Source organism: Salipiger sp. IMCC34102 (assembly GCF_004145405.1).
GTDB lineage: Bacteria > Pseudomonadota > Alphaproteobacteria > Rhodobacterales > Rhodobacteraceae > Loktanella.
In genome coordinates this window covers 26212-50792 of sequence record NZ_SELQ01000003.1, presented here as the reverse complement: position 1 = coordinate 50792, position 24581 = coordinate 26212, and the positions used below count along the sequence as shown (strand labels likewise).

The following is a 24581-nucleotide window of genomic DNA, read 5'->3' as shown; positions in this document are numbered from 1 at the left end:
GCGGCATCGAAGATAGCGACGCTTCCGGCCTCCGTCGCGGGTCCGTAGAACTCCGTGACCAACATGGCCCCGATCCCGAGGGCGGAGACCTTCGGTCCGGACCGGCCGAAAGCGCCGCGGATCACCGGCCCTGCGCCTTGCGCCACTCTTCGAAGGTGCTGGCGTGTTCTTCCATCGTCCGGGGATAGAGGCCGATAATGCTGACGCCGGCCTTGACCTGCTCCACGACGAAATCTTCGTAGACCGTCATCTCGACCGCCTCGTCCGCGACCTCGTCGGCGATGTCCTGCGGGATGACGATGACGCAATCGGCGTCGCCCACGATGATGTCGCCGGGAAAGACGGGCGCGTCGCCGCAGCCGATGGGTTCGTTCAGGCCGATCGCCTCGTTCGTGGTCAGGTTCGTCGGGCTGGAGGGCCGGGTATGATAGGCCGGGATGTCTAGGTCGGCGATCGTGGCCGCATCACGAAAGCCCCCGTCGGTCACCACGCCCGCCCCGCCGCGCATCATCAGGCGCGTGATCAGGATATCGCCCGCGGAGGCCGCCGTGGCGCTCTTGCGGCTGTCCATGACGAGGACATGGCCCGCGGGACATTCCTCGATGGCGACGCGCTGGGGATGCCGGGGATTGCGGAACTCGACGAGCTGGTTGCGATCCTCGCGCGCGGGCATGTAGCGCAGGGTATAGGCCGGGCCGACCATGTTCTCGCCCTTCCAGCCAAGGGGATTGACCCCCTGGATCACCTGGCTGCGCAGCCCGCGCTTGTAGAGCGCCGTGGCCAGCGTGGCGACCGAGACGCCTTTCAGCTTCTGACGTGTTTCTTCGTTCATCGCAGGTCTCTCTTTCACTTCAAATCGTCCGGCAGCACGGCGCCGGGCAGGTTCTGGTAGCAGACCGGTCGCAGGAACCGGCGGATCGACAAGGTGCCGACGCTGGTCGCGCCGAAGTTGGTGGACGCAGGGTATGGCCCGCCGTGCACCATGGCGTCGGCGACCTCGACCCCCGTGGGGAAGCCGTTGGCCAGGATGCGCCCCGCCTTGCGCTCGAGGATCGGCAGCAGGCCGCTCGCGGCATCGGCATCCGCGTCCTCCATGTGAAGCGTGACGGTCAGCTGGCCCTTCAGCGACCGGGCGATCCGTTCGACCTGCTCCGCATCCTTGCACCGGACGATCAGCCCGACGGGGCCGAAGACCTCTTCCGAGAGGTGATCGTTGCCCAGCCACGTGTCGGCGTCGGTTTCGAACAGGAACGGCGTGGCACTGCGGTCAACCGGTTCGGACACCACGACAGAAATCACCCCGGCGCTGTCCGCCATCGCCTGCGCGCCACCCTTGTAGGCTGCGGCGATGCCGTCGGTCAGCATGGTCTGCGGAGCCATGTCCTGCAGCGCGGCCTTGGCGGCGTCGCGGAAGGCATCCGCGTCCCCACCGTCGAGGACGACGGCGATGCCGGGATTGGTGCAGAACTGGCCGGCACCCATGGTGAGCGATCCGGCCCAGCCCGTGCCAAGTTCCTGCGCGCGCGCGCCCATGGCGGCAGGCAGACAGAACATCGGGTTCACGCTGCCCAGCTCTCCGAAGAACGGAATCGGCTCGTCGCGCTGCGCGCACAAATCGAAAAGCGCGCGCCCCCCCGACAGCGATCCGGTGAAGCCCACCGCCTTGATCAGCGGATGCTGGACCAGCGCCGTGCCGACATCGCGCTTGCCGCCCTGGATCAGGCTGAACACGCCCTTGGGCATGCCCGTCGTCTCGATCGCGGCGAGGATCGCCTCGGCCACGATTTCCCCGGTGCCCGGGTGGGCCGAGTGCCCCTTCACCACGACCGGGCAGCCGGCGGCAAGCGCCGCGGCCGTGTCGCCCCCCGCGGTGGAGAACGCGAGCGGAAAGTTCGACGCCCCGAAGACGGCCACCGGACCGATGGGGCGTTGCATCATGCGCAGCTCCGGGCGCGGCAGCGGCGCACGGTCCGGCAAGGCCGCGTCATGCCGCCGGTCGAGATATGCGCCGTCGCGGATGTGATCGGCGAACAGGCGCAACTGTCCGACGGTCCGGCCCCGCTCGCCTTGCAGGCGCGCCTCCGGCAGCCCGGTCTCCGAGGTGCCGATCGCGGTAATCTGCGCGGCGCGGGCCTCGATCTCGTCGGCGATCGCGTCCAGGAACGCGGCCCGGTCCTCGCGTCTGGTGTAGCCGAAGGTCTCGAACGCCTCTTCGGCGGCGCTGCAGGCGCGATCCACCAGTTCCGGCGTGCCGACGGAATAGTCGTGCGCCTCGCCGTGAGCGGGTTCTGATCGGAACGTCGTGTCGCCCGCGACCCAATCCCCCGCGATCAGGTGTTTTCCGTGAGGGGTGAAGTCTGACATGTCGTCTCCTTGCGCGTGGTCAGCCGCAGCCGATGACGGGCATCGCCCTGGCCATGATCGTCATGAACTGGATGTTCGTTTTCGCTGGCAGGTTCGCCATGTGCAGCACCGCCGCCGCGACCTGGTTCGCCGCCATCATGGGTTCCGCCCGGACCGATCCGTCCGCGTGGCGCACGCCTGTCATCCGGGTGGCAGCCATCTTCGTAAGCGCGTTGCCGAGGTGGATCTGGCCGCAGGCGATGTCGGGCACCCGCCCGTCCAGCGACAGGCTGCGCGTCAACCCGGTGATCGCGTGCTCGAAGGCCGTGTAGGCGATCGGACCGACGCGCCATCCGGCTGCAAGAAATCGGCGCGCCGTGACGCGGCCGATCCCGCCAGACGCACCGGTGATGATGATGCTGCGTGACACGCTAGAGCAATCCGTTGTCGCTGAGGAACGCCCGCATCGTCTGCGCCTGCGCCTCCGTCAGCGGCCAGGCAGCGGGCGGGCGCGTGCCGCCGCAATCCTGGCCAAGCGCCTGCAAGGCGGCTTTCACGCCGGTCACGTTGGTGCCGTTCATCTCCTCGGCCCGGATATCCTCGAAAGGACGCATGGTCTCGATCAGGCGGTTCGCCGCGTCGTAGTCGCCTTCGTCGAGGGCTGCGTGGATCGCCATGGACCGTTCCGGCCAGACGTTGATCAATCCGCTGGTGAAACCCCGTGCGCCGACGGCGTAGAGCGGCGGTGCCCAGACCTCGGCCAGACCGCAGACCCAGACGATGTCGCCTGCGCAAGCCGCGCGCGCCGCCGCCAGCTTCAGCGGGTTGGGTGTGGCCCACTTCACGCCCTTGACCCCCTCCAGGTCGCACAGCGCCTTGATCCCGTCCGTGCCGATGCCGTCGTTGCGCAGATAGAGCATGACCGGGAGCCCGCCGGAGGCGTCGCGGACCTGCGCCACGTAGTCGACGATGCCGCGCGGCGCCACGAAGGGATCGGGCGGCTGGTGGATCATCAGGGCCGCGGCCCCGGCGGCGGCGCTTTCCTCGGCTAGCCGACAGGCATCGCGGATGCCGCGCCCGATCCCGGCCAGCAGCGGCGCGCGCTCGTCGATCATGGCGGCGGCCTCGCGCACCATGGTGCAGGCCTCCTCCGTCGTGAGGGCATAGAATTCGCCGGTATTGCCGTTGACGACCGGCATGTGGACCCCTGCCCCCAAGGCGCGGTCGATGATCGGCGCGAGCTTGCCCGGCGCGATATCGCCCGCGGCGTCGTAGGGCGTCACGAGGATGCCGGAAATGCCCCGCAGGGCGGTGTCGAGATCATGTGCCATCAGAAGATATCCGGTTCACCCGCGGCGGGACCGAAGGATTTTTCAAGGAAGTCGAAGTCGCAGCCCGTGTCGGCCTGCCCCACGTGCTTGGAGAACATGTAGCCCCATCCGCGCTGGAACCGCGGTTCCGGCGGGGACCAGGCGGCGCGACGGCGGGCGATCTCGTCTTCGTCCACCAGCATGTCGAGCCTGCGATTGGGCAGGTCCATCCGTACGATGTCCCCGGTCTTCAGCAGCGCCAATGGGCCGCCCGCGAAACTCTCGGGGGCCACGTGCAGCACGCAGGCCCCGTAGGAGGTGCCCGACATCCGCGCGTCCGAAATCCGCAGCATGTCGCGGTGACCTTGCTTGATGAGCGCCTTAGGGATCGGCAGCATGCCCCATTCCGGCATGCCGGGACCGCCAAGGGGTCCTGCGTTTCGCAGGACCATCACGTGATCCGGCGTCACCTCAAGGTTCTCGTCGTCCACCGCCTTCTTCATCTCGGGGTAGCTGTCGAAGACCAGCGCGGGGCCTTCGTGCACGTAGTATTTCGGATCGCAGGCGGCAGGCTTTATCACCGCGCCATCGGGGCATAGGTTGCCACGCAAGAGCGCCAGCGACCCTTCGTGATAGACCGGGTTCGACAGGGGGCGGATCACGTCGTCGTTGTAGACCTGCGCCCCTTCGAGGTTCTCGCCCATGGTCTTGCCCGTGACGGTGATGCAACTCGTATCCAGCCGGTCCTCGATCTGCTTCATCAGCGCGCGCAACCCGCCCGCCATGAAGAAATCCTCCATCAGGTAGTCCTTCCCGGACGGCCGGACGTTGGCGATGAGCGGCGTCTCTCGCCCCAGCGCGTCGAGGTCGTCCAGCGTCAGGTTCACGCCCGCGCGCCGCGCCATGGCGATCAGGTGCACGACGGCATTGGTCGAGCATCCCGTCGCCATCGCGACGATCGCGGCATTGCGCACGGCGGCGTCGGTGATGATCCGGTCGGGGGTCAGATCCTCCCACACCATGTCGACGATGCGCCGCCCGCAGTCGGACCCCATGCGCTGGTGGCCTGCGTCGGCGGCGGGGATCGAGGAGGCGCCCGGCAAGGTCAAACCCATCGCGTCGGTGATCGCGGTCATGGTGGAGGCCGTGCCCATCGTCATGCAGGTCCCGACCGACCGCGCGATGCCGCCCTGCACGCCCAGCCATTCCTCGTCGGTGATGTTGCCCGCCCGGCGCTCGTCCCAGTATTTCCACGCGTCGGACCCGGACCCCAGGATCTTGCCCGCGTAGTGTCCGCGCAGCATCGGACCGGCGGGCAAGTAGATGAACGGAATGCCGGCCGTGATCGCCCCCATCACCAAGCCAGGCGTGGTCTTGTCGCAGCCCCCCATCAGCACGACGCCGTCGAAGGGGTGCGAGCGGATCATCTCTTCCGCCTCCATCGCGAGCATGTTGCGGTAGAGCATCGAGGTCGGCTTGGTGAAGCTTTCGTCGACGGACAGCGAGGGCATCTCCACCCCGAAGCCGCCGTTCTGGAAGACGCCGCGTTTCACGTCCTGCGCCCGTTCGCGGAAGTGGCCGTGGCAGGAGTTGATCTCGGACCAGGTGTTCAGGATGCCGATGACCGGCTTGCCGCGAAACTCCTCCTCCGCATAGCCCATCTGCATCATCCGAGACCGATGGCCGAAGCTGCGCAGATCATCCGGTCCGAACCAGCGAGATGACCGAAGCGTGTCAGGCGTCTTGCGTGCGTGTGTCATCTGCGATCCTCTTCGTGACTTGCGTATATGTATGCGCATTCATAAATGTGCGTCAAGACACTTCGAACCCCATTGCCAGGTCGATAAAAATATCTTGACAGGTCCATGGATGCCGTGCTGGAAAACAATGTATGCGCTTTCATAGCGCGTCACGTATCCGCCGCAGTTCCGCGGCACAGGGAGGATCGAATGAACATTTCACGCAGAACACTTCTGACCGCGGCTTCGACCGTAGCGCTTCTGGCACAGCCCATGGCCGCCGCAGCACAGGACCTGCCACGCAACGTGCGCATGGTGATCGGGTCCAGCTCGACCGGTGGCGACACCTACCAGAACGCCTCCATCCTGGCCGACGCGCTAAGCGATCATCTGGGCGTCAACATCCGGGTGGATCCGGTCGGCGCCTCCGAGGCGTTCAAGGCCCTCGCCCGCGACAGCCGCGGGACCACGATCATGATGCACCATGACCAATCCTACCTGCAGGAGCTTTACGGCGTCGAAGGCTCGCCCGATATCTTCGCCGAAACCATCGTCGGCCCCACGATCTCGGTCAATCCGGGCAACGCCTATCTCGTGCCCGCCGACAGCCCCTACGAAAGCATGGAGGATATCCTCGCCGCCGCCGAAGCCGGCGAGCGCGTCCGCGTGGCGATCCAGCCGGGCGGCGTGTCCGAGATCGGCTTCACCGCCATGCGCAACGCGGCCCGGATGCGCGCGCCGGGGTCGGAAGAGAACATCGTCGCCGTGAACACCGGCGACCAGGCCGACAAGAACCAGGCGATGTGGGACGATCTGGCCGACGTGATCAACGGCTCGATCCAGGCGAACGAGCAGTTCACGCAAATGCCCCCTGACGATCCGACCGCGATGCGCTTCATCTGGATCACCGCCACCCCCGAGACGCTGAACCAGGCACCGGAAGAGGGGCTGGGCGAGACCACGCGCGAGGACATGCTGACCTTTGCCGCCCCCGCGGTGTCGGTCCCGATGACGGATGAGGAAGATTTCACCTTCGACAAGGAGTTCTTCCTGATGTTCAACCCGGATACCGATCCGGCGATCATCGAGACCATCGACACGGCGATGGAGGAAATCTACGCCGAAGGCGAGATCCAGGACCGGTTCCTGTCCTCCTTCTTCACGCCCGATTACCGCCCCATGGCAGAGGCGCAGGAGCACCTGCAGTCGAAGAATGACGATTACGAGACCATCATCTCCGACCTGAAGCCCGAGTAAGCTTCCCACGGTCCGGCCGCCCCACCCCGCGGCCGGACCTTTCCCAGACCCCGCTTTCGGAGAGGGACGCGGATGGACAACCTGACACGCGTGACGATCGACTTCGACACGTCGCACCTGATCTTCCCCACGATCATCGGAATCGTTCTGGCGCTTCTGGGGCTGGCGATCCTGATACGCGACCGAAGAGCAATCGCTGCGTCACCGCAGATGTGGGCCACCACCTTTCGCGACATGGACAAGCCGCGCTTCCTGGGCGCGCTTGGCCTGACGATCGTCTATTTCCTGGCGATGGTCCCCGTCGGGAACATCTGGCCCAATTCGGGCTACGGCTTCCTGATCTGTTCCGTCCCCTACATGATCGCGCTGGGTCTGCTCTTCATGCACCGGCGCTCGTCGCTCGCTGTCGGATCCATGCTGGCGGTCGCGATCCTCGCGCCACCGCTCGTCTGGTGGCTTTTTTCTGAAATCTTCTTTCTCACCCTGCCATAGAGGCTTGCACCATGGACCTTCTCGCCCACCTGCTCGATCCGTGGTTCATCGGCCTGATCTGTGGCGGTACGCTCATGGGGATCGTCTTCGGCGCGATCCCCGGCATGACCGCGACCATGGCCGTGGCCGTCTGCCTGCCGCTGACCTTCTCGCTGGGGCTCGTCAACGGTCTTGCCCTGCTGCTCAGCCTCTACGTCGGCGGCATCACCGGCGGTCTTGTCCCCGCGATCCTGCTAGGCATTCCCGGAACGCCCTCGTCGATCACGACCACCTTCGACGGCTTTCCCATGGCCCAACGCGGCGAGGGAGAGAAAGCGCTGAAGATCGCCATCATCGCCTCCGTCGTGGGGGGCCTCGTGTCGCTCGTCGCACTCTATTTCTTCGCGCCGGTGCTGGCGAAATTCGCGATCAAGTTCTCCTACGTCGAGAAGTTCCTGATCATCTTCTTCGCGCTGACGGTCATGGCGGCCCTGTCCAAGGACATGCTGCTGGGCATCTTCTCGGGCGTCCTCGGCATCTTTTTGTCGCTCATCGGCACCTATGACATCACCAACGGCGGCAACGGGCACACGCGGCTCATCCCGCCGGGCATGGATTACTGGCTGGACGGCGGTTTTGCCCTCCTGCCGGTGCTGATCGGCATCTTCGGCGTCACCGTCATCCTGGAAGAGGCCGAGAAGGGCATGCCGCGGGGCCAATCGCTCAAGGATATCGAGGTCGGGCCCCATTCGCGGTTCTCGTTTTCGATCTTCAGGGGGCAGACCACGAACCTCTTGCGCTCGGGCGGCATCGGCACCTTCGTCGGCATCCTGCCCGGCGTCGGCGGGTCCGCCGCGTCGATCCTGTCCTACACCGCCGCCAAGACCACGTCGCGCCATCCCGAACGCTTCGGCAAGGGCGAACCCGCCGGTGTCATCGCGTCGGAGGCAGGCAACAACGGTCTGACCGGTGGCGCGCTGGTGCCGCTGCTGTCGCTCGGCATTCCGGGGGATTCAACGACCGCGCTTCTGATCGGGGCCTTCGCGCTGCAGGGCATACAGGTCGGGCCCCTCTTCATCAGCCAGAACCTCGACACATGGAACGCGATGATCACGGCGATGGTGATCTCGAACCTCGTGATGCTGGTCACGATGTATTTCGCGATCCGCTGGTTCGCGATGGTGATCGCGGTGCCCAAGCAGATCCTCTACCCCTTCATCCTGATGATGTGCGTGATCGGCGCTTACACGATCAACTACGGCATCATCTTCGACGTCTGGACGCTGCTGATCTTCGGGGTCTTCGGCTGGCTCATGGTCAAGCTCCGGCTCGAGGTCGCGCCCTTCATCATCGGGTTCATCCTTGGCCCATCGGCGGAGATCTATTTCGTCAAGTCGCTGGAAAGCTTCGGAGATCCCTTCATCTTCTTCACCAAGAGCTGGATTGCCGCGGTCCTGTGGATCCTGATCGTCGCCTCGATCGTGATGTCGGTCATCCTGTCGCGACGGAACCAGGGCGACGGCGCGATGCCCACTTGATCCCGAAGGCCGACACGGCAACAAGTCAGAGAATGACGCTGGACCCTCGAAACACCGACCCGCCGCGCCGCCGCGTGACGATGGAAGACGTCGGCAAGATCGCTGGCGTCAGCCAGGTGACGGTCAGCCGCGCGCTGAGCGATCCGTCGAAAGTGTCGAAAGCGACGCTGGACCGGGTCAGGGCCGCGATCAAGGCGACGGGTTTCGTGCCCAATGCCGCCGCCGGGGCACTGGCCTCGCGCCGGTCCAGGCTGATCAGCGCGCTGGTCCCGTCGATCACGAACATCGTCTACTCGTCGTTCATCCAGGCCTTCTCCGAAAGGATCCGCGCGAACGGCTACCAGATCCTGCTGTCCGAGACCGGGTTCGATCACCACGACGAGGAAGCCACCGTGTTGGCCCACCTGTCACGCCAGCCCGACGCGATCCTCCTGACGGGCATTCACCACAGCCGCGAAACCCGGCGAATGCTGCTGGCCTCCGGTATTCCGGTCGTCGAGGTCTGGGACATCTCCGACACCCCGATAGACACTTGCGTGGGCTTTGATCATGCTGCGGCCGCACGGACGGTTGCCGAGTTCGCCCATGACAACGGATACCGGTCCGCGGCAACGATCACCGCAGCCGATTCCCGCGCACGCCAACGCCAGGAGTCCTTCGCGCAGCATTTCGAAGCCGCGGGCGGTGCTCCTGTCGTGGATGTCGACATCGGTGGGCCGGCCAGCATCGCGTCGGGACGCACGGCTCTGACGCAGATCCTTGCATCACCCGATATGAAAAGTACCCGACCCTTCGTTTTCTGCAGTTCCGACCTTCTGGCACACGGTGCCTTGATCGAGGCTGCCAAGCGCGGGATCGCTGTCCCTCGGGAGCTGGCGGTCATGGGTTTCGGCGATCAGGACTTCGCGGCAGCACTCGAACCGCCCCTGACATCGCTTCGTGTCGACCGTGAGTTGTTGGGGCATCGTGCCGCCGACGCGCTCATCGCCCGGATCGACGGCCACCCCATCACGGACGTGACGCGGATCAGCTTCGAAATCGCGCTTCGGGACACCGTCCAACTGGCCTGACACCATCCGCTGTCGGACGCCCGGCAGAGTGCCGCCTGCGAGATGTCACAGAGGTTGCCGTGCCAGGGTCGCGATAAATCGGACAGGCCGAACGCCGCGCGCCTCGCCCCCCACCTTGGATCGTGGCGAAAGCTATGGCATCGAGACCGGAAAACGGGACCGGCCACCGCGGCAAGGGCGTCGAGGCGCAGGTTGGAAAAGCGGAAAGCAGGTTCTGTCCACGGTCAGATCGAAGCATCACGTCCCGGCGGCTTCAGCCTTCGGCAGAGGTTGAGCTGCGATCGAGAGCGTCGATGATCCGGCAATTCGAAATCGTCGTGCTCCCGTGACACCGCGCATTGATCCGGCGCAGTTCCTCCGCCAGCGCAGTCAGGTCGGCGATCTTCTCCTCCACTTCCGCCAGGTGCGCTTTCGTCAGTGCATCGACCTCCCCACACGCACGTCGGGTGTCGGAGGAAAGCGCCGCGAGTTCCGCGATTTGCTCCAGAGAAAAGCCCAGATCGCGACAGCGCCGGATGAAGCGAAGCCGGGCGAGGTGCGCCTTCCCGTAGACGCGGTAGTTCGCTGGACTGCGGTCCGGCTTGGGCATCAGGCCGATGCTTTCATAGTAACGGACCGTCACGACCTTGGTTTCGGTGAGACGCGCGAGATCGCCGATACGAAGACTGTCGGACATGGCTTGACCCTATAGTTGCTATAGGCCCTAGATACTGCGGCAACCGGACCAAATGCGAGTCGATATGCCCTGTTGCTCCTCCGATGCCTGCGCTTCCTCGGCTGGAACCTCACGTCGTTTCCGCCGTGTCCTGTGGATCGCCCTGGCGATCAACGCCGGCATGTTCATCGCCGAAATCGTGGCCGGGATGCTGGCCGGCTCGGCGGCCCTGCAGGCCGACGCACTCGACTTCTTTGCGGATGCGGCAAATTACGCCATCAGTCTGGCCGTGCTGGGCATGACCCTTCGCTGGCGCGCAGGCGCGGCCTGGCTAAAGGGGGCGTCCATGGTCGTGTTCGGCCTGTGGGTAATGGGGACGGCGGTCTGGCATACGGTCAACGGGTCCGTGCCGCATGCGCCCACCATGGGAGCGGTCGGCGCTCTGGCCCTGGTCATGAACCTGATCTGTCTTGTCCTGCTGACAGCCTTCCGGGACGGAGACGCCAACATGCGCTCCGTCTGGATATGCTCCCGCAACGACGTGATCGCCAACGTCGCCGTATTGCTGGCCGCACTCGGTGTTTTTGGCACGGGAACCGGATGGCCCGACTTCACGGTGGCCGCCCTGATGGCGGGGCTTGCCCTTCACGGCGCCGCTCAAATCCTGCGTGACGCGACAGAAGAATGGCGCGGCGTGCGCGTGATGCCCCCGACGATACGTCGTCAACCGAACAAGGAATGACCCCATGATCTCCATTGAACCGAAGCGGCTCAATCAGATACGCCGGGCCCGCGGCCTCGGTCGCCCTCGCCTCGCAAAGCTTTCCGGTCTGACGGAACGGCAGATCGCCCGCCTCGAAGGCGCGATTTCATCGAATGATGGATGCACGGAAGACGTCCTTGTCCGACTGGCATCCGCCCTTCAGGTTCAACCGGACACACTGACCGGCTCGGAACCGCTGACGACCGAAGATATCCCGCTCGCGCGGCCGTCCCGAGGCTGCGGTTGCTGTTGAGCGTCCTTCCGGCGCCGAAAGGCAAAGACGCTTCGCGCGTGGGCGGCGGTCGCACGGCCCCTTCCCCGCACGGGTAGGCGATCAGGGACGTGACTCCCGCGCCGCGGCATCGCTTCGGGCGCCGCGATACCGCGGGGCAAGGAACGGAGTTGTAGCCCCCCTCGCCCGCTGCTAACGTCAAGCATGAATCCGTTGGGGTGCCCTGTCCGGGGCTGAGAGGCGCGAGCCGACCCATCGAACCTGATCCGGCTCATACCGGCGTAGGGAACGGAGCATGACCAGGCGGGGCCAAAGGCTCGCGCCTTGTCGTCCTCCATTCCGTCGTCGGTTGGAGGAAAGCGATGACGAGACACGCAACCGCACTGACGATCGCAGGCTCCGACAGTGGGGGCGGCGCGGGCATTCAGGCCGATCTCAAGACCTTCTCGGCGCTTGGTGTCTACGGAACAAGCGCGATCACCGCGATCACCGCACAGAACACACGCGGCGTATTCGCCGTCGAGAGCGTCTCGACAGCGGTCATCAAGGCGCAGATCGCCGCCGTTCTGGACGATATTCCGCCACGGGCCATCAAGATCGGCATGCTGGCTTGCTCAGAGATCGTCGTCGCCGTCGCCGAGGCGATCGAGGACTACGACGGACCGGTCGTGCTCGACCCGGTGATGGTCGCGAAATCGGGGGACGTCTTGCTGGAGCGAGACGCCGAGGCTGCCTTGATCGAACGGTTGCTGCCCCGTGCCGACGTGCTGACGCCGAACCTGCCCGAAGCCGCGCGCCTGCTGCGCCGCAACCCGGCACACGACGCGCAGGACACCGAGGCCCAGGGCCGGGCCCTGCTCGAACTCGGCGCGCGGGCCGTGGTGATGAAAGGCGGCCACGCGGAGGGGCCCGACTGCATCGACCGGCTGGTCACGGCATCGGGCGTCACCGCGTTCGAGCAACCGCGGATCACCACCCGAAACACCCACGGGACGGGATGCAGCCTGTCTTCCGCCATCGCCGCCGAACTGGCCAAAGGGGCCGGAGTCGAACAGGCGGTGCGGCGGGCGCAGGCCTGGCTGCACGGCGCGATCCGTGCGGCGGACGGGCTGGGCATCGGCGGCGGTCAGGGACCCGTGCATCATTTCCACGAGGTCTGGTCATGACGATAGCCCGCGTTCTGGGCGCCGGCGTCGCCGGGCTTTGCGTGGCGTCGGAACTGGCGGGACGAGGGTGCGATGTCACGGTTTTCGACCCCGCACCCCGGCCGGGGCCGCACGGCTGTTCCTGGTGGGCCGGCGGGATGCTGGCCCCGTTCTGCGAAGGCGAGACCGCCGAGGAACCCGTCGTCCGGCTTGGCCAGGACGCGGCCGGCTGGTGGGAGCGTCAGGGCGTGGCCGTGACCCGTCAGGGAACCCTTGTGCTGACGCTGGGCCGCGACAGGCACGAGCTGGACCGCTTCGGGCGGCGGGTGGCGGGCCACCAGTTGCTCGACGACGAGACGCTCGCCGCTTTGGAACCGGACCTCGATGGCCGGTTCGACCGCGCGCTGCACATCCCCGGAGAGGCGCATCTCGATCCGCGCGCCGCCTTGGTCCACTTGCGCAGCCGGCTGGAAAGCGCGGGCGTCGCTTTCGTCGCCGAGAAGGGCCGGCCAGAAGGCCTGACCTTCGATTGCCGGGGACTGGCAGCGCGCGACCGCCTGCCGGACCTGCGCGGGGTAAAGGGAGAGATGGCGGTACTGCGCAGTTCCGACCTGCGCCTGACCCATACGATCCGGCTGCTGCGCCCGCGCTATCCGCTTTACGTGGTGCCGCGCGCGGACGGGCTGTTCATGCTGGGCGCGACCCAGATCGAAAGCTGCGACCGCAAGCGCAGCGTCCGCTCCGTCCTCGAACTGCTGTCGGCCGCCTATGCCCTGCACCCGGCCTTTGGAGAGGCGGAGCTGGTCGAGATCGGCGCCGACGCCCGCCCCGCCTTTCCCGACAACCTGCCCCGTCTCAGCCGGCAGGGCGACACGATCCACGTCAACGGCCTCTTCCGTCACGGCTTCCTACTGGCGCCCGCGCTGGCACGGATGGCGGTCGAAGCCGGCTTGGACCGCACAAGACCGGAGTTCTGGCATGAAGATTGAGATCAACGGCACCCTGACCGAAGTGCGCGCGGACACGCTGGACGCGGTTCTGGACGAGCTCGGCCACGGCGACGACAAGGTGGCGACGGCCGTCAACGAAACCTTCGTGCCCGTGGCGGCGCGCAGGCAGACGGCCCTGGCCCCCGGCGACCGGGTCGAGATCGTAGCACCAAGGCAGGGCGGCTGACATGCAGCTTTACGGCACGCACATCGACTCGCGTCTGATGCTCGGCACGGCACAATATCCCTCGCCGACCGTGCTGGCCGAGGCGTTTCGCCGATCCGGCGCGGGCATTGCCACCGTCTCCGTCCGTCGCGAAGCGGGGGGCGAGCGGGCCGGCGCGGCGTTCTGGGACCTGGTGCGCCGCCTCGACGTGACTCTTTTGCCCAATACCGCGGGCTGCCATTCGGTGCGCGAGGCGGTCACGACCGCTCAGATGGCCCGCGAGCTTTTCGATACGTCCTGGATCAAGCTCGAGGTGATTGGCCATGCCGACACCCTTCAGCCCGACCCGTTCGGTCTGGTCGAGGCGGCGCGCATCCTGACCGAGGACGGCTTCAAGGTCTTTCCCTATACGACCGAGGACGTGGTGCTGGCCGACCGCCTGATCGACGTCGGTTGCGAGGTGCTGATGCCGTGGGGCGCCCCCATCGGCACCGGGCTGGGGCTGACCAATATCTACGGGCTGCGCACGCTGCGCGCGCAGTTTCCAAAGGTGCCCCTGGTCGTCGACGCGGGGCTCGGCCTGCCCAGCCAGGCGGCCATGGCGATGGAGATGGGCTTCGACGCGGTTCTTTTGAACACCGCCGTCGCGAAGGCGGGCGATCCGGCGGCGATGGCACAGGCGTTCGCCCGGGCGGTGGAGGCCGGGCGGCTGGCGCATCAGGCCGACCCGATGGCGCCGCGCGACATGGCGGCCCCCTCGACGCCGGTGATCGGCAGGGCGTTACTGTCATGAAGCTCGACCGCTTCTATCCGATCTTCGACAGTCCCGCATGGCTGGAACGCGCCCTGCCCCTCGGCGTGCGGCTGGTGCAGCTTCGCATCAAGGACGTCTCAAAAGCGGAACTGCAACCCATCGTGGCGCGGGCGCTGGCGCTGTGCCGCCGTCACGGCGCGGTGCTGGTGGTCAACGATCACTGGCGGATGGCCATCGACCTTGGTTGCGACTGGGTTCACCTGGGACAGGAGGATCTGGACACGGCCGACAGGCCTGCGCTTCGCCGTGCCGGTCTGAAACTGGGCATCAGCACGCACGATCATGCGGAATTGGACCGGGCGCTCTCGCTGTCACCCGACTACGTGGCGCTCGGGCCGGTCTATCCGACGATCCTCAAGAAGATGAAGTGGCACCGACAGGGTCTCGAGCGCGTGACCGAATGGAAACGGCTGATCGGCGATCTGCCCCTTGTCGCCATCGGCGGGATGAGCCTCGAGCGCGCGGCGGGCGCCTTTCGGGCCGGGGCGGACATCGTCTCGGCCGTCACCGACATCACCCTGCACGACGCCCCCGAGGCGCGCCTGCGCCAGTGGATCGAGGCCACGCGATGACCCGCTACGCCCGCCAGCTCGCCGTGCCAGAGTTCGGCGCGGAAGGACAGGACCGCCTGCGCGATGCGCATGTGCTGGTCGTCGGCGCGGGCGGGCTTGCCGCGCCGGTGCTGCAATATCTCGGCGGTGCGGGCGTCGGGCGGATCCGGCTGGTCGATCCCGACCGCGTGGAGGTCACGAACCTGCACCGCCAGACGCTGTTCCGCGCGACCGACATCGGCCGGCCGAAGGCGCAGGCCGCCGCCGCACATGTCATCGCCCTGAACCCCGAATGCCGGGTCGAGGCGCTCCCTGCCGCGCTTGATCCGGCCAATGCGGCTGCGTTCTGCGACGGTGTGGACCTTGTGCTCGACTGCGCCGACAGCTTCGCGGCCAGCTACATCCTGTCGGATACCTGCCACGCGTCCGGGCAGGTGCTGGTCACCGCTTCGGTGATCGGTCTGGACGGTTATGCCGGGGCCTTCTGCGGCGGCGGGCCGAGCCTGCGGGCCGTGTTCCCGGAGCTGCCGCAGCGCGCGGGGTCCTGCGCCGAGGACGGCGTGCTGGGTCCGGTCGTGGGGGTGATCGGCGCGCTACAGGCGCAGATCGCGGTGGCGTTGCTGGCGGGCATCGCACCCGCGCCACTTGGCAGGCTCCTCACCTTCGACGCGCGGACCTTCCGCTTTGGACAGGTCCGCTTCGGTGGCGCGGCAGAGCCCGAACGCCAGCCGCGCTTCCTTGCGCCGTCCGATATCGCCGAGACCGATTTCGTCGTCGACCTGCGCCTCGAGACCGAAGCGCCGCTGGCGCGTCCCACCGCCCGCCGACTTCCCGTGACGGCCTTCGGGCCGAACGGCCCACGCCCCGCGCCCGGCCAGCGGGCCGTATTCTGCTGCCGGTCCGGACTGCGCTCCTGGGCCGCGGCAGAGCGGCTGGCCTCGGTATGGGACGGAGAGATCCACCTCGTCGCCATGGGCGAGCCGACCGCAGCGCGGTAAAGAGGGCCTCCGCCCGCACTTGCCGCGTTGACCTGCACGCTACCCCCGCGCTAGCCGGGTGACGGTCGCGGTCTTCGGTCTGCCGCCTCCAGAATACCTGACCGCGATGGTGCGTGTGGAAGAGATTCGGTGCGCGCCTCGGCGGCCGGACAGTCCTCTCTACGAGCCTGACGATACCTTCCGATCGCAGGGAATGGTTTGCCGCGGGCAATGACGGCGCGTTGACGGAGACGCGTATCGTCAGGGGCACCTCGCAATCTACCGTATCAAGGCCCTCATCCTTGAAATTCTGGCCCAGCTCGTCCCCCAGGATCGCGCCGCCGCCTTCCCGGACAAGGCGTTGTGTTCCGTGCCGCCGGCCCACAGGGCTTTTGCAACACCGGACCGCAATCCTGACCAATTCAGTTGATTATCGCAGAAGTTGATGAAAGGTGGGTCGAACTCAAACATCACCCTTCATCAGCGCAAAGGCACTGACATGATCCGACCCCTCGCTTTCGCCGCCGCCACGCTGCTTGGCGCCGCGCCCGCCCTTGTGCAGGAACCGCCGTTGCAAGGCCTTCGGATCGAGCTCAATGCCGCGAGCGAAAGCACGGGCGGGGATTGCACGTTGAGTTTCATCATCGAGAACCGCCTGCCCTCCGACATCGACAGCGCCGTGTTCGAGACGGTGCTTTTCGACGCGTCCGGGCAGGTGGACCGGCTGACCCTGTTCGATTTCGGCACATTGCCGCAAGGGCGGCCCCGTGTGCGCCAGTTCTCCATGCCGGGCACCTCCTGCGACGGGATCGGCCGTATCCTCTTCAACGGCGCCAATACCTGCGAAAGTGCCGATGCGGGCCCGGACGCCTGTGATGCCGGACTCGAGCTTGCCACGCGCACCGAGATCGAGGTGATCGGATGACCGGCCTTACGGACGCGCTGGCGCGGATCGCGGAGCTTGGCGGCCCGGTCGTCCTGCTGCTGATCGTCATCGCGATCGTGACCCTCGCGGTCACGCTCTACAAGCTCTGGCAGTTCGCGGAAGCCGGGGTCGGTCGGCACCGGGAACTCGGCGCATCGATCGCGGCCTGGGACCGGGGCGACCGGGTCGAGGCGCACCGGGCGCTGGATCGGTCGCGCTCCTACCTCGCCCCGGTGGTCGAAATGGCCTTCGCGTCCCCCGACGGCCCGGAAGCCACGACGCGGCTGATGGCCGAGGCCGAGACGCGCTTCGCCGGGCTCGAACGCGGGCTGAGGTTGCTCGATTCCGTCGCGCAACTGGCCCCGCTCCTCGGTCTCTTCGGCACGGTTCTGGGCATGATCGGAGCGTTCCAGTCGCTGCAGGACGCCGGGGCACAGGTCGACCCCTCGATCCTCGCGGGCGGGATCTGGGTTGCGTTGCTGACCACGGCGGTCGGGCTTGCGGTGGCCATGCCGACGGCGGCGGTTCTATCCTGGCTCGAAAGCCGGATGGATGCCGAGCGTGTGTTCGCCGAACGGGCAATCTCCACCGCGCGCGTTCCGACCGGTGAGGCGGCCCTCCCCGACACCCGCACGGCTTTCGTTCCCGACGGAAGCACGGCCCGTGTCTAGGCGGAAAGCGCGAAGACGGGCCCTCTCGCTGACCTCGCTGATCGACGTGATCTTCCTGCTCTTGCTGTTCTTCATGCTGAGCTCGACCTTCTCGCGCTTCGCGGAGGTCGAGCTGACGGTCGGCGCGGCGGGCGACGGCGGGACAGCCGACGCCGCGCCCTTGTTCCTGCGGCTTGCCCCCGACACGCTGAGCCTCAATGGTGAGCTGGTGGCGCTCGATGCGCTGGCGGGCGCTTTCCCCGACGTCGAGGCGGAAGCGCCGCTGGTCGTGCTCGTCTCGATGGCCGCGGGTGTGACGTCCCAGCGGCTGACCGACCTGCTGGGCGTCCTGCGCGGCGTTCCGGGAATTGCGCCGACGGTGCTGGGCTCATAACGATGCTGCGCCGCCGCAAGACCACGACGAGAGAGCCGACGATCGCCTTGATCAACGTGGTGTTCCTGATGCTGGTCTTCTTCATGGTGACCGGGCAGATCGCCCCGACGCTCGATTCCGCGCTGACGCTGGTGCGAACCGACGCTCTGGACGGCCGTGCGCCGCCCGATACGCTGGTGATCCGCGCCGACGGAACATTGCGGTTTCGCGGCGACGCCGTCGCCTCGGCCTCCGATTTCGCCGACGGCCTGCCCGAGAGAGCGCGCGCGGCGATCCGCGTCGTGCCGGACCGCGACCTGCCGGCGGTCGATCTCGTCCGGATCGCGACCGAACTGCGCGGCGCGGGGGCGGACCGCGTGCTCGTCGTGACCGAAAGGGACCTTCAATGATCCCGTCGTCGACGATTGCAAAATTACTGGCGAGCGCCGCCTCGGCGACGGTGATCGGTATCGCGCTTGCCTATGGCGTCAGGTCCGAGCCGGTCGAGATCGAGGGCGGCGGCACGCCCATCGAGGCCCGGCTGGGCACCAGTTTCGCCGACTTGACCCAAGGGGTGATGACCGCCGAACCGGCCGAGAGCGTGGCGCCCGCCACGCCCGTCGCCGCGCAGGATCGGGCGGTAGCCGTCTCGATGGCCGAACCGGCCACGCCCACCGCGATGTCGCGCGCCGATCCCCCGGTGCCCGCCCGCGCGGCGCCCGCGCCGACAACGGTCGAACGCGTGGTGCCGGACACTGTCCTGTCCGAACCCGCGCAGCCTGCGCAGGCGCCGACCCCGGTGCCCAGCGCCTCCGACGCGCCGACGACACAAGTCGCCTCGTCCCCTGCCCCGCAGGCCAGTGCGCCCGCGACGCCGCTTCCGATCGCGCCCGAACCCGCGCCGGTTCAGCGACCCGAGCCGGAAACGATCACCGGGACCGAACTCGCCGCAGGCGCGGTCACGCGCACTCAGCGCCCCCCTTCCCGCACGGCCGAGTTCGAGCGTCGCCACAGCCAGCCCGCCGCTGCCCCACCTTCGACCCGGACGACGCAGGCGCCTGCCCCGGACCCTGCCCCGCAGGCCCGAGGCAATTCGAACGCGAACGCCCAGGCCGGGTCCCAGCAAGGATCCCGGTCGGCGCAATCGTCGGGAAATCAGGGACAGAGCCGACAATCCTCGCAGGCCGGCAATGCCGCGGCGGCGAACTACCCCGGCCAGGTCATGACCCAAATCGCGCGGATCGGCCGCCCATCGGTGCGGGCGCGGGGCACGGCGGTGCTTTTCTTCACCGTGGCAGCAACGGGCGCGCTCGCCTCCGTCGGCCTCGCCCGCTCCTCCGGCTCGAGAGAGCTTGACCAAGCGGCCGTTCAGCTGGTCCAGCGCGCCGCGCCGTTTCCGCCCCCTCCGGCCGGTGCCCAGCGCACGTTCTCGATCAACATCGCGGGGCGCTGACGACACCATGACCCTGCGCCCGAACATGACGGTATTCCTCGACGGCATCCGACCGGTGGCACCGCTCGTCGCCTGTGAATGGCCGGGCGTCCTGGCCAACCTGTGGAAGGCCGAGATCGCCCCCGGCGGGCACGGTCGCTACATGTCGCAACTGCCGCGCATCGTCGTGGTGCTCGACGACACGCCGGCACGGATGCACCTGTCGACCGGTCCCTCCGACCGGGCCGAGGACGTCCGCCTCGCCTACATCCCGGCGGAGCTTTCGGTCTCGACCCGTTTCTCTGGCGCCGGACCTTTGAGGCATCTCGACCTGTATTTCGACCCCCTCACGCTGGGGACGAAACTGTCCGACGCGGGGCGAACCGGTGCGATGGACCGGCTGATCCGCTTGCAGGAGGACGCCGCCGCACGGTCCATCGCGTCGCTCCTCGCCGCCGAGGTGGCGGGCGGCACGCGCGACGTGCTGACGCTCGATTCCCTGGCGTTTGCCCTGGTCGGCAAGATGTTCGATGGCACCGAGGTATCGCCAAGTCGACCGGGTGGCCTCACGACCCGCCAGCTTTCTGCCCTCGACCGGTTCCTCGAAGCCGAACTCGGACGCTCCATCAAGGTCGCCGAAATGGCGGAGGTGGTCGGCCTTTCCGAAAGCTGGTTCGCTCACGTCTACCGCCTGACCCGGGGCGAGACACCGCACCGCACCCTGCAGCGCCTTCGCGCCAAGTCCGCCATGGCGCTCCTGGCGCATCGAGACCTGCCCCTGGCACAGATCGCGGGAATGCTGGGCTTTGCCGATCAGGCGCATTTCTCCCGCGCCTTTCGCAGCGCCACCGGGCAGGCACCCGGCGCGTGGAGGAAATCCACTTTTCAGCAGGATTCGACAAAACCCGACTGTTTTTGTCAAGACTAGCACGCACACCCTCGACAAAACGGCCCCAAGCCCCGGCGGTTCGCGTGCCGGGCTGCTATCTAGGAGTATGGAATGACAAGAACCGCATCGCTCGCCGCCTGGCTGGCCGGAACGACCGCACTCGCCACGCCGTTGGCCGCGCAGGAGACTGCCCCCGTCGGCACCGGATACAACCTGGGCGAAATCGTCTTCGAGGTGCGGGGCGCCGATCCGGTCGGCGAGGAAGCGGCCCCCTTCACCCTGTCCGGGATCAAGACCGCGACACCGATCACGCAAGTGCCGCAATCGGTCAGCGTCGTGGGCCGCGAAACCTTCGAGGACACCCATCCGGCCAAGGTGGACGAGGTCCTGCGCGACGTGGCGGGGGTGCAGTCGCAGCTTTACGGCTACGACAGCGACACGAACTGGTATTACATCCGCGGCTTCAACTCTTTCGATACCGGCGCATTCCTCGACGGGCTGTCGCTCTTCTCCTACGGGTTCGGCACCTTCTACATCGATCCCTTCCTGCTTGAACGGGTCGAGGTTCTGAAGGGCCCCGCCTCGATGCTCTACGGGGCGTCCTCCCCGGGCGGCATCGTCAATTCCGTGTCGCGCCTGCCCGATGGGTCGGAAGGCCGCGCGGTGACGGCGGGGACGGACAGCGAAGGGCGGACCTGGCTCTCGGGCGAGGCGTCCGGCCTCGTCGGGGATGACCTGTCCTACCGTTTCGGCGCAAAGCTCACCCGGCAGGACGGACATGGCATGTTCGACGACGGCTTCGAAGGAGTCCTGTTCGGCGGTGCGACCAAGGCCTTCGCCGACGGCAGCCGGCTGACCTTCCATCTGTCGCATACCGAAATGGACGAAGACCACGTCGGCGGACAGTTCCTGCCGATCTTCGGCACGGAATACGAAGCGCCCTTCGGCTACTTCGACCAGTACTACAACGCGGGCGATCCGGACACCGACGACTATGACCGCAGCCAGACCATCGCGACGGGCATCTATCGCACGACCCTGGGCGGCTGGGACATCACCGACACGGCACGGCTGGGCCGGGCCGACATCTCGGAAGCCTACCTCTACGCGAATGGTTTCACCTCTGGTCAGGTGCCCGAGCCGGGCGCCGGGGTGAACCGGTTCGTCTTCGGCCACGAGAGCGAAGCCGTGATCGCCCAGAACGACCTTCGCGCGACGCGAGAGCTCGTCACCGGCGCGGTCACGCATGATCTGCTCTTCGGGCTCGACCTGCGTCGCTACCGCCTGGACGAGGCCCAGGCTTTCGCCTTCGGCACGGCGCTCGACCCGCGGAATCCCGATTACTCCGCCGATCAGCCGGCGCTGGGAGATCCCTACATCGACGGCGTGCGGACCCAGGAACAGGTCGGGGTCTACGCCCAGGACCAGTTGCGTTTCGGTCAATGGATCGCCACGCTCAACGCCCGCTACGACTTCGTGAAGTCTGAGTTCGACAACCGCATCGGTGACGATCTGGAACGCGACGACGAGGCCTTCACGGGCCGTGTCGCACTGGCCTACGACCTGGGCAACGTCACGCCCTATGTGACCGCCGGGACCTACTTCAACCCGCAGGCGCTCGACACCACGACGCGCGAGGCCGAGCCCGAGACCGGGCGCCAGGTCGAGGTCGGGGTGAAGTGGCAGCCCAACGCGTATTCGCTGGTTACCGTCTCGGCGTTCGACATCCAGCGCGAGGACGTCTCGCAATCCTTCGTCAACGGCGGTGCCTTCGATGCCCGCACCCTGGGCGAGGTTCGCTCGCGCGGGATCGAGATGGAGGCCGATCTGGATCTCTCGGAGGAGTTCGGTCTGCGCGCGGCGCTGACGGCGATGGACGTGGAGATCACGGATTTCGAGGACGATCCGAGCTTCGAGGGCAACATCCCGCAATCGGTGATCGGGACCTTCGGCTCGCTGCAGATGACCTACAGCCCGCTTTCGGTGCCAGGGCTCGAGATCCGGGCCGGTGCGCGGTACCTGGGCGACAGTTTCGCCGACAACGCCAACGATCTGGAGATCGGCGACGCGACGCTTTTCGACGCAGGTGTCACCTACGACTTCGCCACGGACTGGACGGCGGACCTCAACGTCACCAACCTCGCCGACGAACGCTACACCGCCAGCTGCCAGACCTCTTTCGGCACGTCCTCGTGCTGGCAGGGCGAAGGCCGTGTCGCAACCCTGGCCGTGACCCGGTCGTTCTGAGCACGGCTGGCGCGGCCCCATGCCGCGCCAGTCTCCCCAGCCCCGGCGGCGGCCTGCACCCTCGGCAGACCTTCCGGAACGTGGGCAAACCGGGGTCGCCGTTGCATCGGCGGCCCCGAGGCGTTGCCAGAGCACAAGCGCGCCCCGCCGCGCGAAAGGCCCCAGCGCGACCGGTCAAAAACTGCGACACGCCACGCCTTGATCGAACGGCCGCACCCTTGCCTTGACCTGTCGTCCCTTGGATCAAGGTCATCATCAGCACGTCATCGTGAGACAGCCGGGAAAAAAATCCTGCTTCCGGCGGTCCAAGGTTGGGGAGCAGCGCACCAACGTTTCGATGCTGATTTCGAATGAAGGACCTGAGGAAGCAGGTCAGCGACCCTACCGCAGTCCATGCGATAGCCTGGCTAGGGCCTTGGAATTCGCTAAGACCACCCGTGTTCTGGACCCAACAGCGTTCAGGCGGGATAGCCGTAGGTCCGGATGAATGACCAGATTGCACGATTGACCGATTCCAGGCGTCTGATGCTGCTCTCGATCTCTTCGATCGCACGGTCATCCATCAGGTCGTTGCGTCCCATCTTCACCTCGGTGCGCCGGTCGGAGATGCGCATCAGTATCGTCTTTGCCTGTCCGCTCTCGGGGTCGAACGCGTAGATGCTGTGATTCAACCTGTTGCGGAGTGCGCCGATACGCGCCATGCGCGAGGTAAGGTCGAGGATCTCCCTGCGTTCTTCCTTGGCCACCCGGTCCAGCTTGGACAAACGTTCGACCAGATCGATGCGCGCTTTCGCGGTATTGAGCGAGAGATATATCACGACCGCGCTTTCCTTGTCGGTTCGTGCGAGGCCCGCGATCAAGTGGATCAAGAGACTCTCTGTATTCGTCCAGGTATAGTTGATCCGCCCGATCAGCAGCAGAACCCGGTCGAGCGTTGGCCCGGATGCTCCGTCAGGCATGGGGCTGTCCGTCAATCGACTTCGGCCCGTTTGCGACCTGGTGAAACCAGCGTGTCGCCAAGGTCCGGTTCGAGACACCCAACTTCCTCAACACCTTGTGGATATGCAGCTTCACTGTATGTTCGGACAGCTTCAAGCTGGCGGCGATCATCTTGTTCTGAAGGCCGGAGGCGACGAGCTCCAATACTTCCCACTCGCGCACCGTCAGGTTGCAGTCCGACTGCTCCGCCAGGATCATCGCGCGCGTCGCAGTGTCGTTCGTACCGCATTCCTTGCTGTCGAGTCCGAGGACGATGGCTTGAGGAAGAAAGATCTGACGGCACATCAAGAGCCGCATGATCGAAATCCAGACCTCGATCTGCGTGTTCAAGGGCAGCAATCCGACGGAGCTGAGAGACGCGTCACGCCCTCGGCACTCCAGAAAATGCATCGCTTTAGCGGTCTGATGAAAGGCGATGGCCAATTGCGCGCCTTCGACGAGGCTCAGGTAGGCAGACGGGTCATTGACGACCGAAGCAATATGAGAATCGTCGAGGATGAGCACCTCGACGGGCTCAGCCTGATCATCGGCCGCCTCGAAATCGGAGACTGTGTTGAACCGCTCGAAGCGGTGCGTGGTGAATTCCTCGCGGAAGATAGATAACATCCTGTCCGAAAACCGGGCCATCGACCCGATGAATGTAACTTTCGCGGCGAGATCGGAATGGGCTTGGTCATCAAATAAACTCATACTCTCTTACCTAACTGACTCCGAAAATTGTCGGCTCTTCGCAGGTCTGTTCAAGGGCGACCTATAGACATGATCTGAAGATCAATCGAATTGTTACTAATCATTCGGTCTATTCATGGTGCCCTTGCGAACGATCAAATAGTTAATTCGTTCATTCGTCAAGAAATCGGGCAGCCTCCGTCGCGGGTCGGAGGTTTTTGGTTTTCGATCAGACATTTACTAGTTTTGCGCCCCTAGTGTGAGTGAGAACCGAATTACAATTAGAAGTTGATTCCCGGGCGACCGACCGTGGAAGTTTCTTTTGCATAGCAATTATTTGCCTGATTCGGCGCGCCCTCTAACCCATTTGCTAGGTT

Annotated in this window: 27 protein-coding genes and 1 riboswitch; of the genes, 19 read left to right on the top strand and 8 right to left on the bottom strand. The window is 66.2% G+C overall.

The features are described 5' to 3' along the window. Positions 1-121 precede the first annotated feature (121 nt). Genes EU805_RS07945 through araD form a run of 5 tightly spaced genes read right to left on the bottom strand, consistent with a single transcriptional unit; the run spans position 122 to position 5413 of the window. Complete coding sequence (locus EU805_RS07945; RefSeq protein ID WP_129763440.1) at positions 122-832, bottom strand: ribonuclease activity regulator RraA; 711 nt, start codon at positions 830-832, stop codon at positions 122-124. Positions 833-846: 14 nt separating this feature from the next. After that, positions 847-2364 carry an aldehyde dehydrogenase (NADP(+)) gene (locus EU805_RS07940; RefSeq protein ID WP_129763439.1) on the bottom strand — a complete coding sequence of 506 codons (1518 nt, stop codon included), beginning with the start codon at positions 2362-2364 and terminating at the stop codon, positions 847-849. 19 nt (positions 2365-2383) lie between these two features. Continuing rightward, positions 2384-2773 (bottom strand): hypothetical protein, encoded by a 390-nt coding sequence (locus EU805_RS07935; RefSeq protein WP_129763438.1) that lies wholly within the window; start codon positions 2771-2773, stop codon positions 2384-2386. A 1-nt stretch (position 2774) separates the two neighbouring features. Continuing rightward, entirely contained in the window at positions 2775-3674 is a 900-nt protein-coding gene (locus EU805_RS07930) for a dihydrodipicolinate synthase family protein (protein ID WP_129763437.1), read from the bottom strand. After that, a complete protein-coding gene (gene araD / locus EU805_RS07925) occupies positions 3674-5413 on the bottom strand; it encodes an L-arabinonate dehydratase (protein WP_129763436.1) in 1740 nt (579 codons plus the stop codon). Before araD ends, EU805_RS07930 begins: the two co-directional genes overlap by 1 nt. Before the next feature lie 189 nt (positions 5414-5602). Between araD and EU805_RS07920 the strand changes: the two genes are divergently transcribed. From EU805_RS07920 to EU805_RS07905, 4 genes are all read left to right on the top strand, one after another. Beyond that, entirely contained in the window at positions 5603-6649 is a 1047-nt protein-coding gene (locus EU805_RS07920; protein WP_129763435.1) for an ABC transporter substrate-binding protein, read from the top strand. A 72-nt stretch (positions 6650-6721) separates the two neighbouring features. Next, on the top strand, positions 6722-7141 hold the full coding sequence (locus EU805_RS07915; RefSeq protein WP_129763434.1) for a tripartite tricarboxylate transporter TctB family protein: 420 nt from the start codon (positions 6722-6724) through the stop codon (positions 7139-7141). 11 nt (positions 7142-7152) lie between these two features. Continuing rightward, on the top strand, positions 7153-8658 hold the full coding sequence (locus EU805_RS07910; protein ID WP_129763433.1) for a tripartite tricarboxylate transporter permease: 1506 nt from the start codon (positions 7153-7155) through the stop codon (positions 8656-8658). A gap of 32 nt (positions 8659-8690) precedes the next feature. Further along, positions 8691-9728, top strand: a complete 1038-nt coding sequence (locus EU805_RS07905; RefSeq protein WP_242494095.1) for a LacI family DNA-binding transcriptional regulator — start codon at positions 8691-8693, stop codon at positions 9726-9728. Between the two features lie 253 nt (positions 9729-9981). Here the strand turns inward: EU805_RS07905 and EU805_RS07900 are convergent, their stop codons facing one another. Beyond that, positions 9982-10404 carry a helix-turn-helix domain-containing protein gene (locus EU805_RS07900; protein WP_129763432.1) on the bottom strand — a complete coding sequence of 141 codons (423 nt, stop codon included), beginning with the start codon at positions 10402-10404 and terminating at the stop codon, positions 9982-9984. 52 nt (positions 10405-10456) lie between these two features. On the opposite strand from EU805_RS07900, the gene EU805_RS07895 reads away from it, so the two are divergent. From EU805_RS07895 to EU805_RS07825, 15 genes are all read left to right on the top strand, one after another. Next, positions 10457-11125, top strand: coding sequence for a cation transporter (locus tag EU805_RS07895; protein ID WP_370318185.1), 669 nt, complete (start codon positions 10457-10459; stop codon positions 11123-11125). Between the two features lie 4 nt (positions 11126-11129). Further along, on the top strand, positions 11130-11399 hold the full coding sequence (locus EU805_RS07890) for a helix-turn-helix domain-containing protein (protein WP_129763431.1): 270 nt from the start codon (positions 11130-11132) through the stop codon (positions 11397-11399). A 183-nt stretch (positions 11400-11582) separates the two neighbouring features. Further along, a riboswitch (TPP riboswitch) is annotated at positions 11583-11683 on the top strand. Positions 11684-11740: 57 nt separating this feature from the next. Then, a complete protein-coding gene (gene thiD / locus EU805_RS07885) occupies positions 11741-12544 on the top strand; it encodes a bifunctional hydroxymethylpyrimidine kinase/phosphomethylpyrimidine kinase (protein WP_129763430.1) in 804 nt (267 codons plus the stop codon). Further along, positions 12541-13512 (top strand): FAD-dependent oxidoreductase, encoded by a 972-nt coding sequence (locus EU805_RS07880; RefSeq protein ID WP_129763429.1) that lies wholly within the window; start codon positions 12541-12543, stop codon positions 13510-13512. The genes thiD and EU805_RS07880 overlap by 4 nt, the downstream gene beginning before the upstream one ends. Further along, complete coding sequence (thiS, locus tag EU805_RS07875) at positions 13502-13699, top strand: sulfur carrier protein ThiS (RefSeq protein ID WP_129763428.1); 198 nt, start codon at positions 13502-13504, stop codon at positions 13697-13699. Before EU805_RS07880 ends, thiS begins: the two co-directional genes overlap by 11 nt. Before the next feature lies 1 nt (position 13700). Further along, positions 13701-14471 (top strand): thiazole synthase, encoded by a 771-nt coding sequence (locus EU805_RS07870; RefSeq protein ID WP_129763427.1) that lies wholly within the window; start codon positions 13701-13703, stop codon positions 14469-14471. Beyond that, the gene (locus EU805_RS07865) at positions 14468-15064 is read left to right on the top strand and encodes a thiamine phosphate synthase (RefSeq protein WP_129763426.1); all 597 of its coding nucleotides are present in this window, start codon (positions 14468-14470) and stop codon (positions 15062-15064) included. Before EU805_RS07870 ends, EU805_RS07865 begins: the two co-directional genes overlap by 4 nt. Then, entirely contained in the window at positions 15061-16041 is a 981-nt protein-coding gene (locus tag EU805_RS07860) for a HesA/MoeB/ThiF family protein (RefSeq protein ID WP_129763425.1), read from the top strand. Before EU805_RS07865 ends, EU805_RS07860 begins: the two co-directional genes overlap by 4 nt. Positions 16042-16519: 478 nt before the next feature. After that, the gene (locus tag EU805_RS07855; protein ID WP_129763424.1) at positions 16520-16945 is read left to right on the top strand and encodes a hypothetical protein; all 426 of its coding nucleotides are present in this window, start codon (positions 16520-16522) and stop codon (positions 16943-16945) included. Beyond that, positions 16942-17616 (top strand): MotA/TolQ/ExbB proton channel family protein, encoded by a 675-nt coding sequence (locus EU805_RS07850; protein ID WP_129763423.1) that lies wholly within the window; start codon positions 16942-16944, stop codon positions 17614-17616. Before EU805_RS07855 ends, EU805_RS07850 begins: the two co-directional genes overlap by 4 nt. Next, positions 17609-17989 carry a biopolymer transporter ExbD gene (locus tag EU805_RS07845; protein WP_255465873.1) on the top strand — a complete coding sequence of 127 codons (381 nt, stop codon included), beginning with the start codon at positions 17609-17611 and terminating at the stop codon, positions 17987-17989. Before EU805_RS07850 ends, EU805_RS07845 begins: the two co-directional genes overlap by 8 nt. Positions 17990-17991: 2 nt before the next feature. Next, positions 17992-18378 carry a biopolymer transporter ExbD gene (locus EU805_RS07840; protein ID WP_129763421.1) on the top strand — a complete coding sequence of 129 codons (387 nt, stop codon included), beginning with the start codon at positions 17992-17994 and terminating at the stop codon, positions 18376-18378. After that, positions 18375-19421 carry an energy transducer TonB gene (locus EU805_RS07835; protein WP_129763420.1) on the top strand — a complete coding sequence of 349 codons (1047 nt, stop codon included), beginning with the start codon at positions 18375-18377 and terminating at the stop codon, positions 19419-19421. Before EU805_RS07840 ends, EU805_RS07835 begins: the two co-directional genes overlap by 4 nt. 7 nt (positions 19422-19428) lie before the next feature. Further along, a complete protein-coding gene (locus EU805_RS07830; RefSeq protein ID WP_129763419.1) occupies positions 19429-20328 on the top strand; it encodes an AraC family transcriptional regulator in 900 nt (299 codons plus the stop codon). Between the two features lie 72 nt (positions 20329-20400). Next, a complete protein-coding gene (locus EU805_RS07825; protein WP_129763418.1) occupies positions 20401-22536 on the top strand; it encodes a TonB-dependent siderophore receptor in 2136 nt (711 codons plus the stop codon). 458 nt (positions 22537-22994) lie between these two features. Here the strand turns inward: EU805_RS07825 and EU805_RS07820 are convergent, their stop codons facing one another. Together EU805_RS07820 and EU805_RS17660 are read right to left on the bottom strand one after the other, a co-directional pair. Then, on the bottom strand, positions 22995-23495 hold the full coding sequence (locus tag EU805_RS07820) for a hypothetical protein (RefSeq protein ID WP_129763417.1): 501 nt from the start codon (positions 23493-23495) through the stop codon (positions 22995-22997). Further along, positions 23488-24225, bottom strand: a complete 738-nt coding sequence (locus EU805_RS17660) for a response regulator transcription factor (RefSeq protein WP_242494094.1) — start codon at positions 24223-24225, stop codon at positions 23488-23490. The genes EU805_RS07820 and EU805_RS17660 overlap by 8 nt, the downstream gene beginning before the upstream one ends. Positions 24226-24581 lie beyond the last annotated feature (356 nt).

Excerpts from the sequence above, each read along its gene's own strand:
- EU805_RS07945 (WP_129763440.1), bottom strand. The coding sequence starts at position 832 with ATGAACGAAGAAACACGTCAGAAGCTGAAAGGCGTCTCGGTCGCCACG.
- EU805_RS07940 (WP_129763439.1), bottom strand. The coding sequence starts at position 2,364 with ATGTCAGACTTCACCCCTCACGGAAAACACCTGATCGCGGGGGATTGG.
- EU805_RS07930 (WP_129763437.1), bottom strand. The coding sequence starts at position 3,674 with ATGGCACATGATCTCGACACCGCCCTGCGGGGCATTTCCGGCATCCTC.
- araD (WP_129763436.1), bottom strand. The coding sequence starts at position 5,413 with ATGACACACGCACGCAAGACGCCTGACACGCTTCGGTCATCTCGCTGG.
- EU805_RS07920 (WP_129763435.1), top strand. The coding sequence starts at position 5,603 with ATGAACATTTCACGCAGAACACTTCTGACCGCGGCTTCGACCGTAGCG.
- EU805_RS07915 (WP_129763434.1), top strand. The coding sequence starts at position 6,722 with ATGGACAACCTGACACGCGTGACGATCGACTTCGACACGTCGCACCTG.
- EU805_RS07910 (WP_129763433.1), top strand. The coding sequence starts at position 7,153 with ATGGACCTTCTCGCCCACCTGCTCGATCCGTGGTTCATCGGCCTGATC.
- EU805_RS07905 (WP_242494095.1), top strand. The coding sequence starts at position 8,691 with ATGACGCTGGACCCTCGAAACACCGACCCGCCGCGCCGCCGCGTGACG.
- EU805_RS07900 (WP_129763432.1), bottom strand. The coding sequence starts at position 10,404 with ATGTCCGACAGTCTTCGTATCGGCGATCTCGCGCGTCTCACCGAAACC.
- EU805_RS07895 (WP_370318185.1), top strand. The coding sequence starts at position 10,457 with ATGCGAGTCGATATGCCCTGTTGCTCCTCCGATGCCTGCGCTTCCTCG.
- EU805_RS07890 (WP_129763431.1), top strand. The coding sequence starts at position 11,130 with ATGATCTCCATTGAACCGAAGCGGCTCAATCAGATACGCCGGGCCCGC.
- thiD (WP_129763430.1), top strand. The coding sequence starts at position 11,741 with ATGACGAGACACGCAACCGCACTGACGATCGCAGGCTCCGACAGTGGG.
- EU805_RS07880 (WP_129763429.1), top strand. The coding sequence starts at position 12,541 with ATGACGATAGCCCGCGTTCTGGGCGCCGGCGTCGCCGGGCTTTGCGTG.
- thiS (WP_129763428.1), top strand. The coding sequence starts at position 13,502 with ATGAAGATTGAGATCAACGGCACCCTGACCGAAGTGCGCGCGGACACG.
- EU805_RS07870 (WP_129763427.1), top strand. The coding sequence starts at position 13,701 with ATGCAGCTTTACGGCACGCACATCGACTCGCGTCTGATGCTCGGCACG.
- EU805_RS07865 (WP_129763426.1), top strand. The coding sequence starts at position 14,468 with ATGAAGCTCGACCGCTTCTATCCGATCTTCGACAGTCCCGCATGGCTG.
- EU805_RS07860 (WP_129763425.1), top strand. The coding sequence starts at position 15,061 with ATGACCCGCTACGCCCGCCAGCTCGCCGTGCCAGAGTTCGGCGCGGAA.
- EU805_RS07855 (WP_129763424.1), top strand. The coding sequence starts at position 16,520 with ATGATCCGACCCCTCGCTTTCGCCGCCGCCACGCTGCTTGGCGCCGCG.
- EU805_RS07850 (WP_129763423.1), top strand. The coding sequence starts at position 16,942 with ATGACCGGCCTTACGGACGCGCTGGCGCGGATCGCGGAGCTTGGCGGC.
- EU805_RS07840 (WP_129763421.1), top strand. The coding sequence starts at position 17,992 with ATGCTGCGCCGCCGCAAGACCACGACGAGAGAGCCGACGATCGCCTTG.
- EU805_RS07835 (WP_129763420.1), top strand. The coding sequence starts at position 18,375 with ATGATCCCGTCGTCGACGATTGCAAAATTACTGGCGAGCGCCGCCTCG.
- EU805_RS07830 (WP_129763419.1), top strand. The coding sequence starts at position 19,429 with ATGACCCTGCGCCCGAACATGACGGTATTCCTCGACGGCATCCGACCG.
- EU805_RS07825 (WP_129763418.1), top strand. The coding sequence starts at position 20,401 with ATGACAAGAACCGCATCGCTCGCCGCCTGGCTGGCCGGAACGACCGCA.
- EU805_RS07820 (WP_129763417.1), bottom strand. The coding sequence starts at position 23,495 with ATGCCTGACGGAGCATCCGGGCCAACGCTCGACCGGGTTCTGCTGCTG.
- EU805_RS17660 (WP_242494094.1), bottom strand. The coding sequence starts at position 24,225 with ATGAGTTTATTTGATGACCAAGCCCATTCCGATCTCGCCGCGAAAGTT.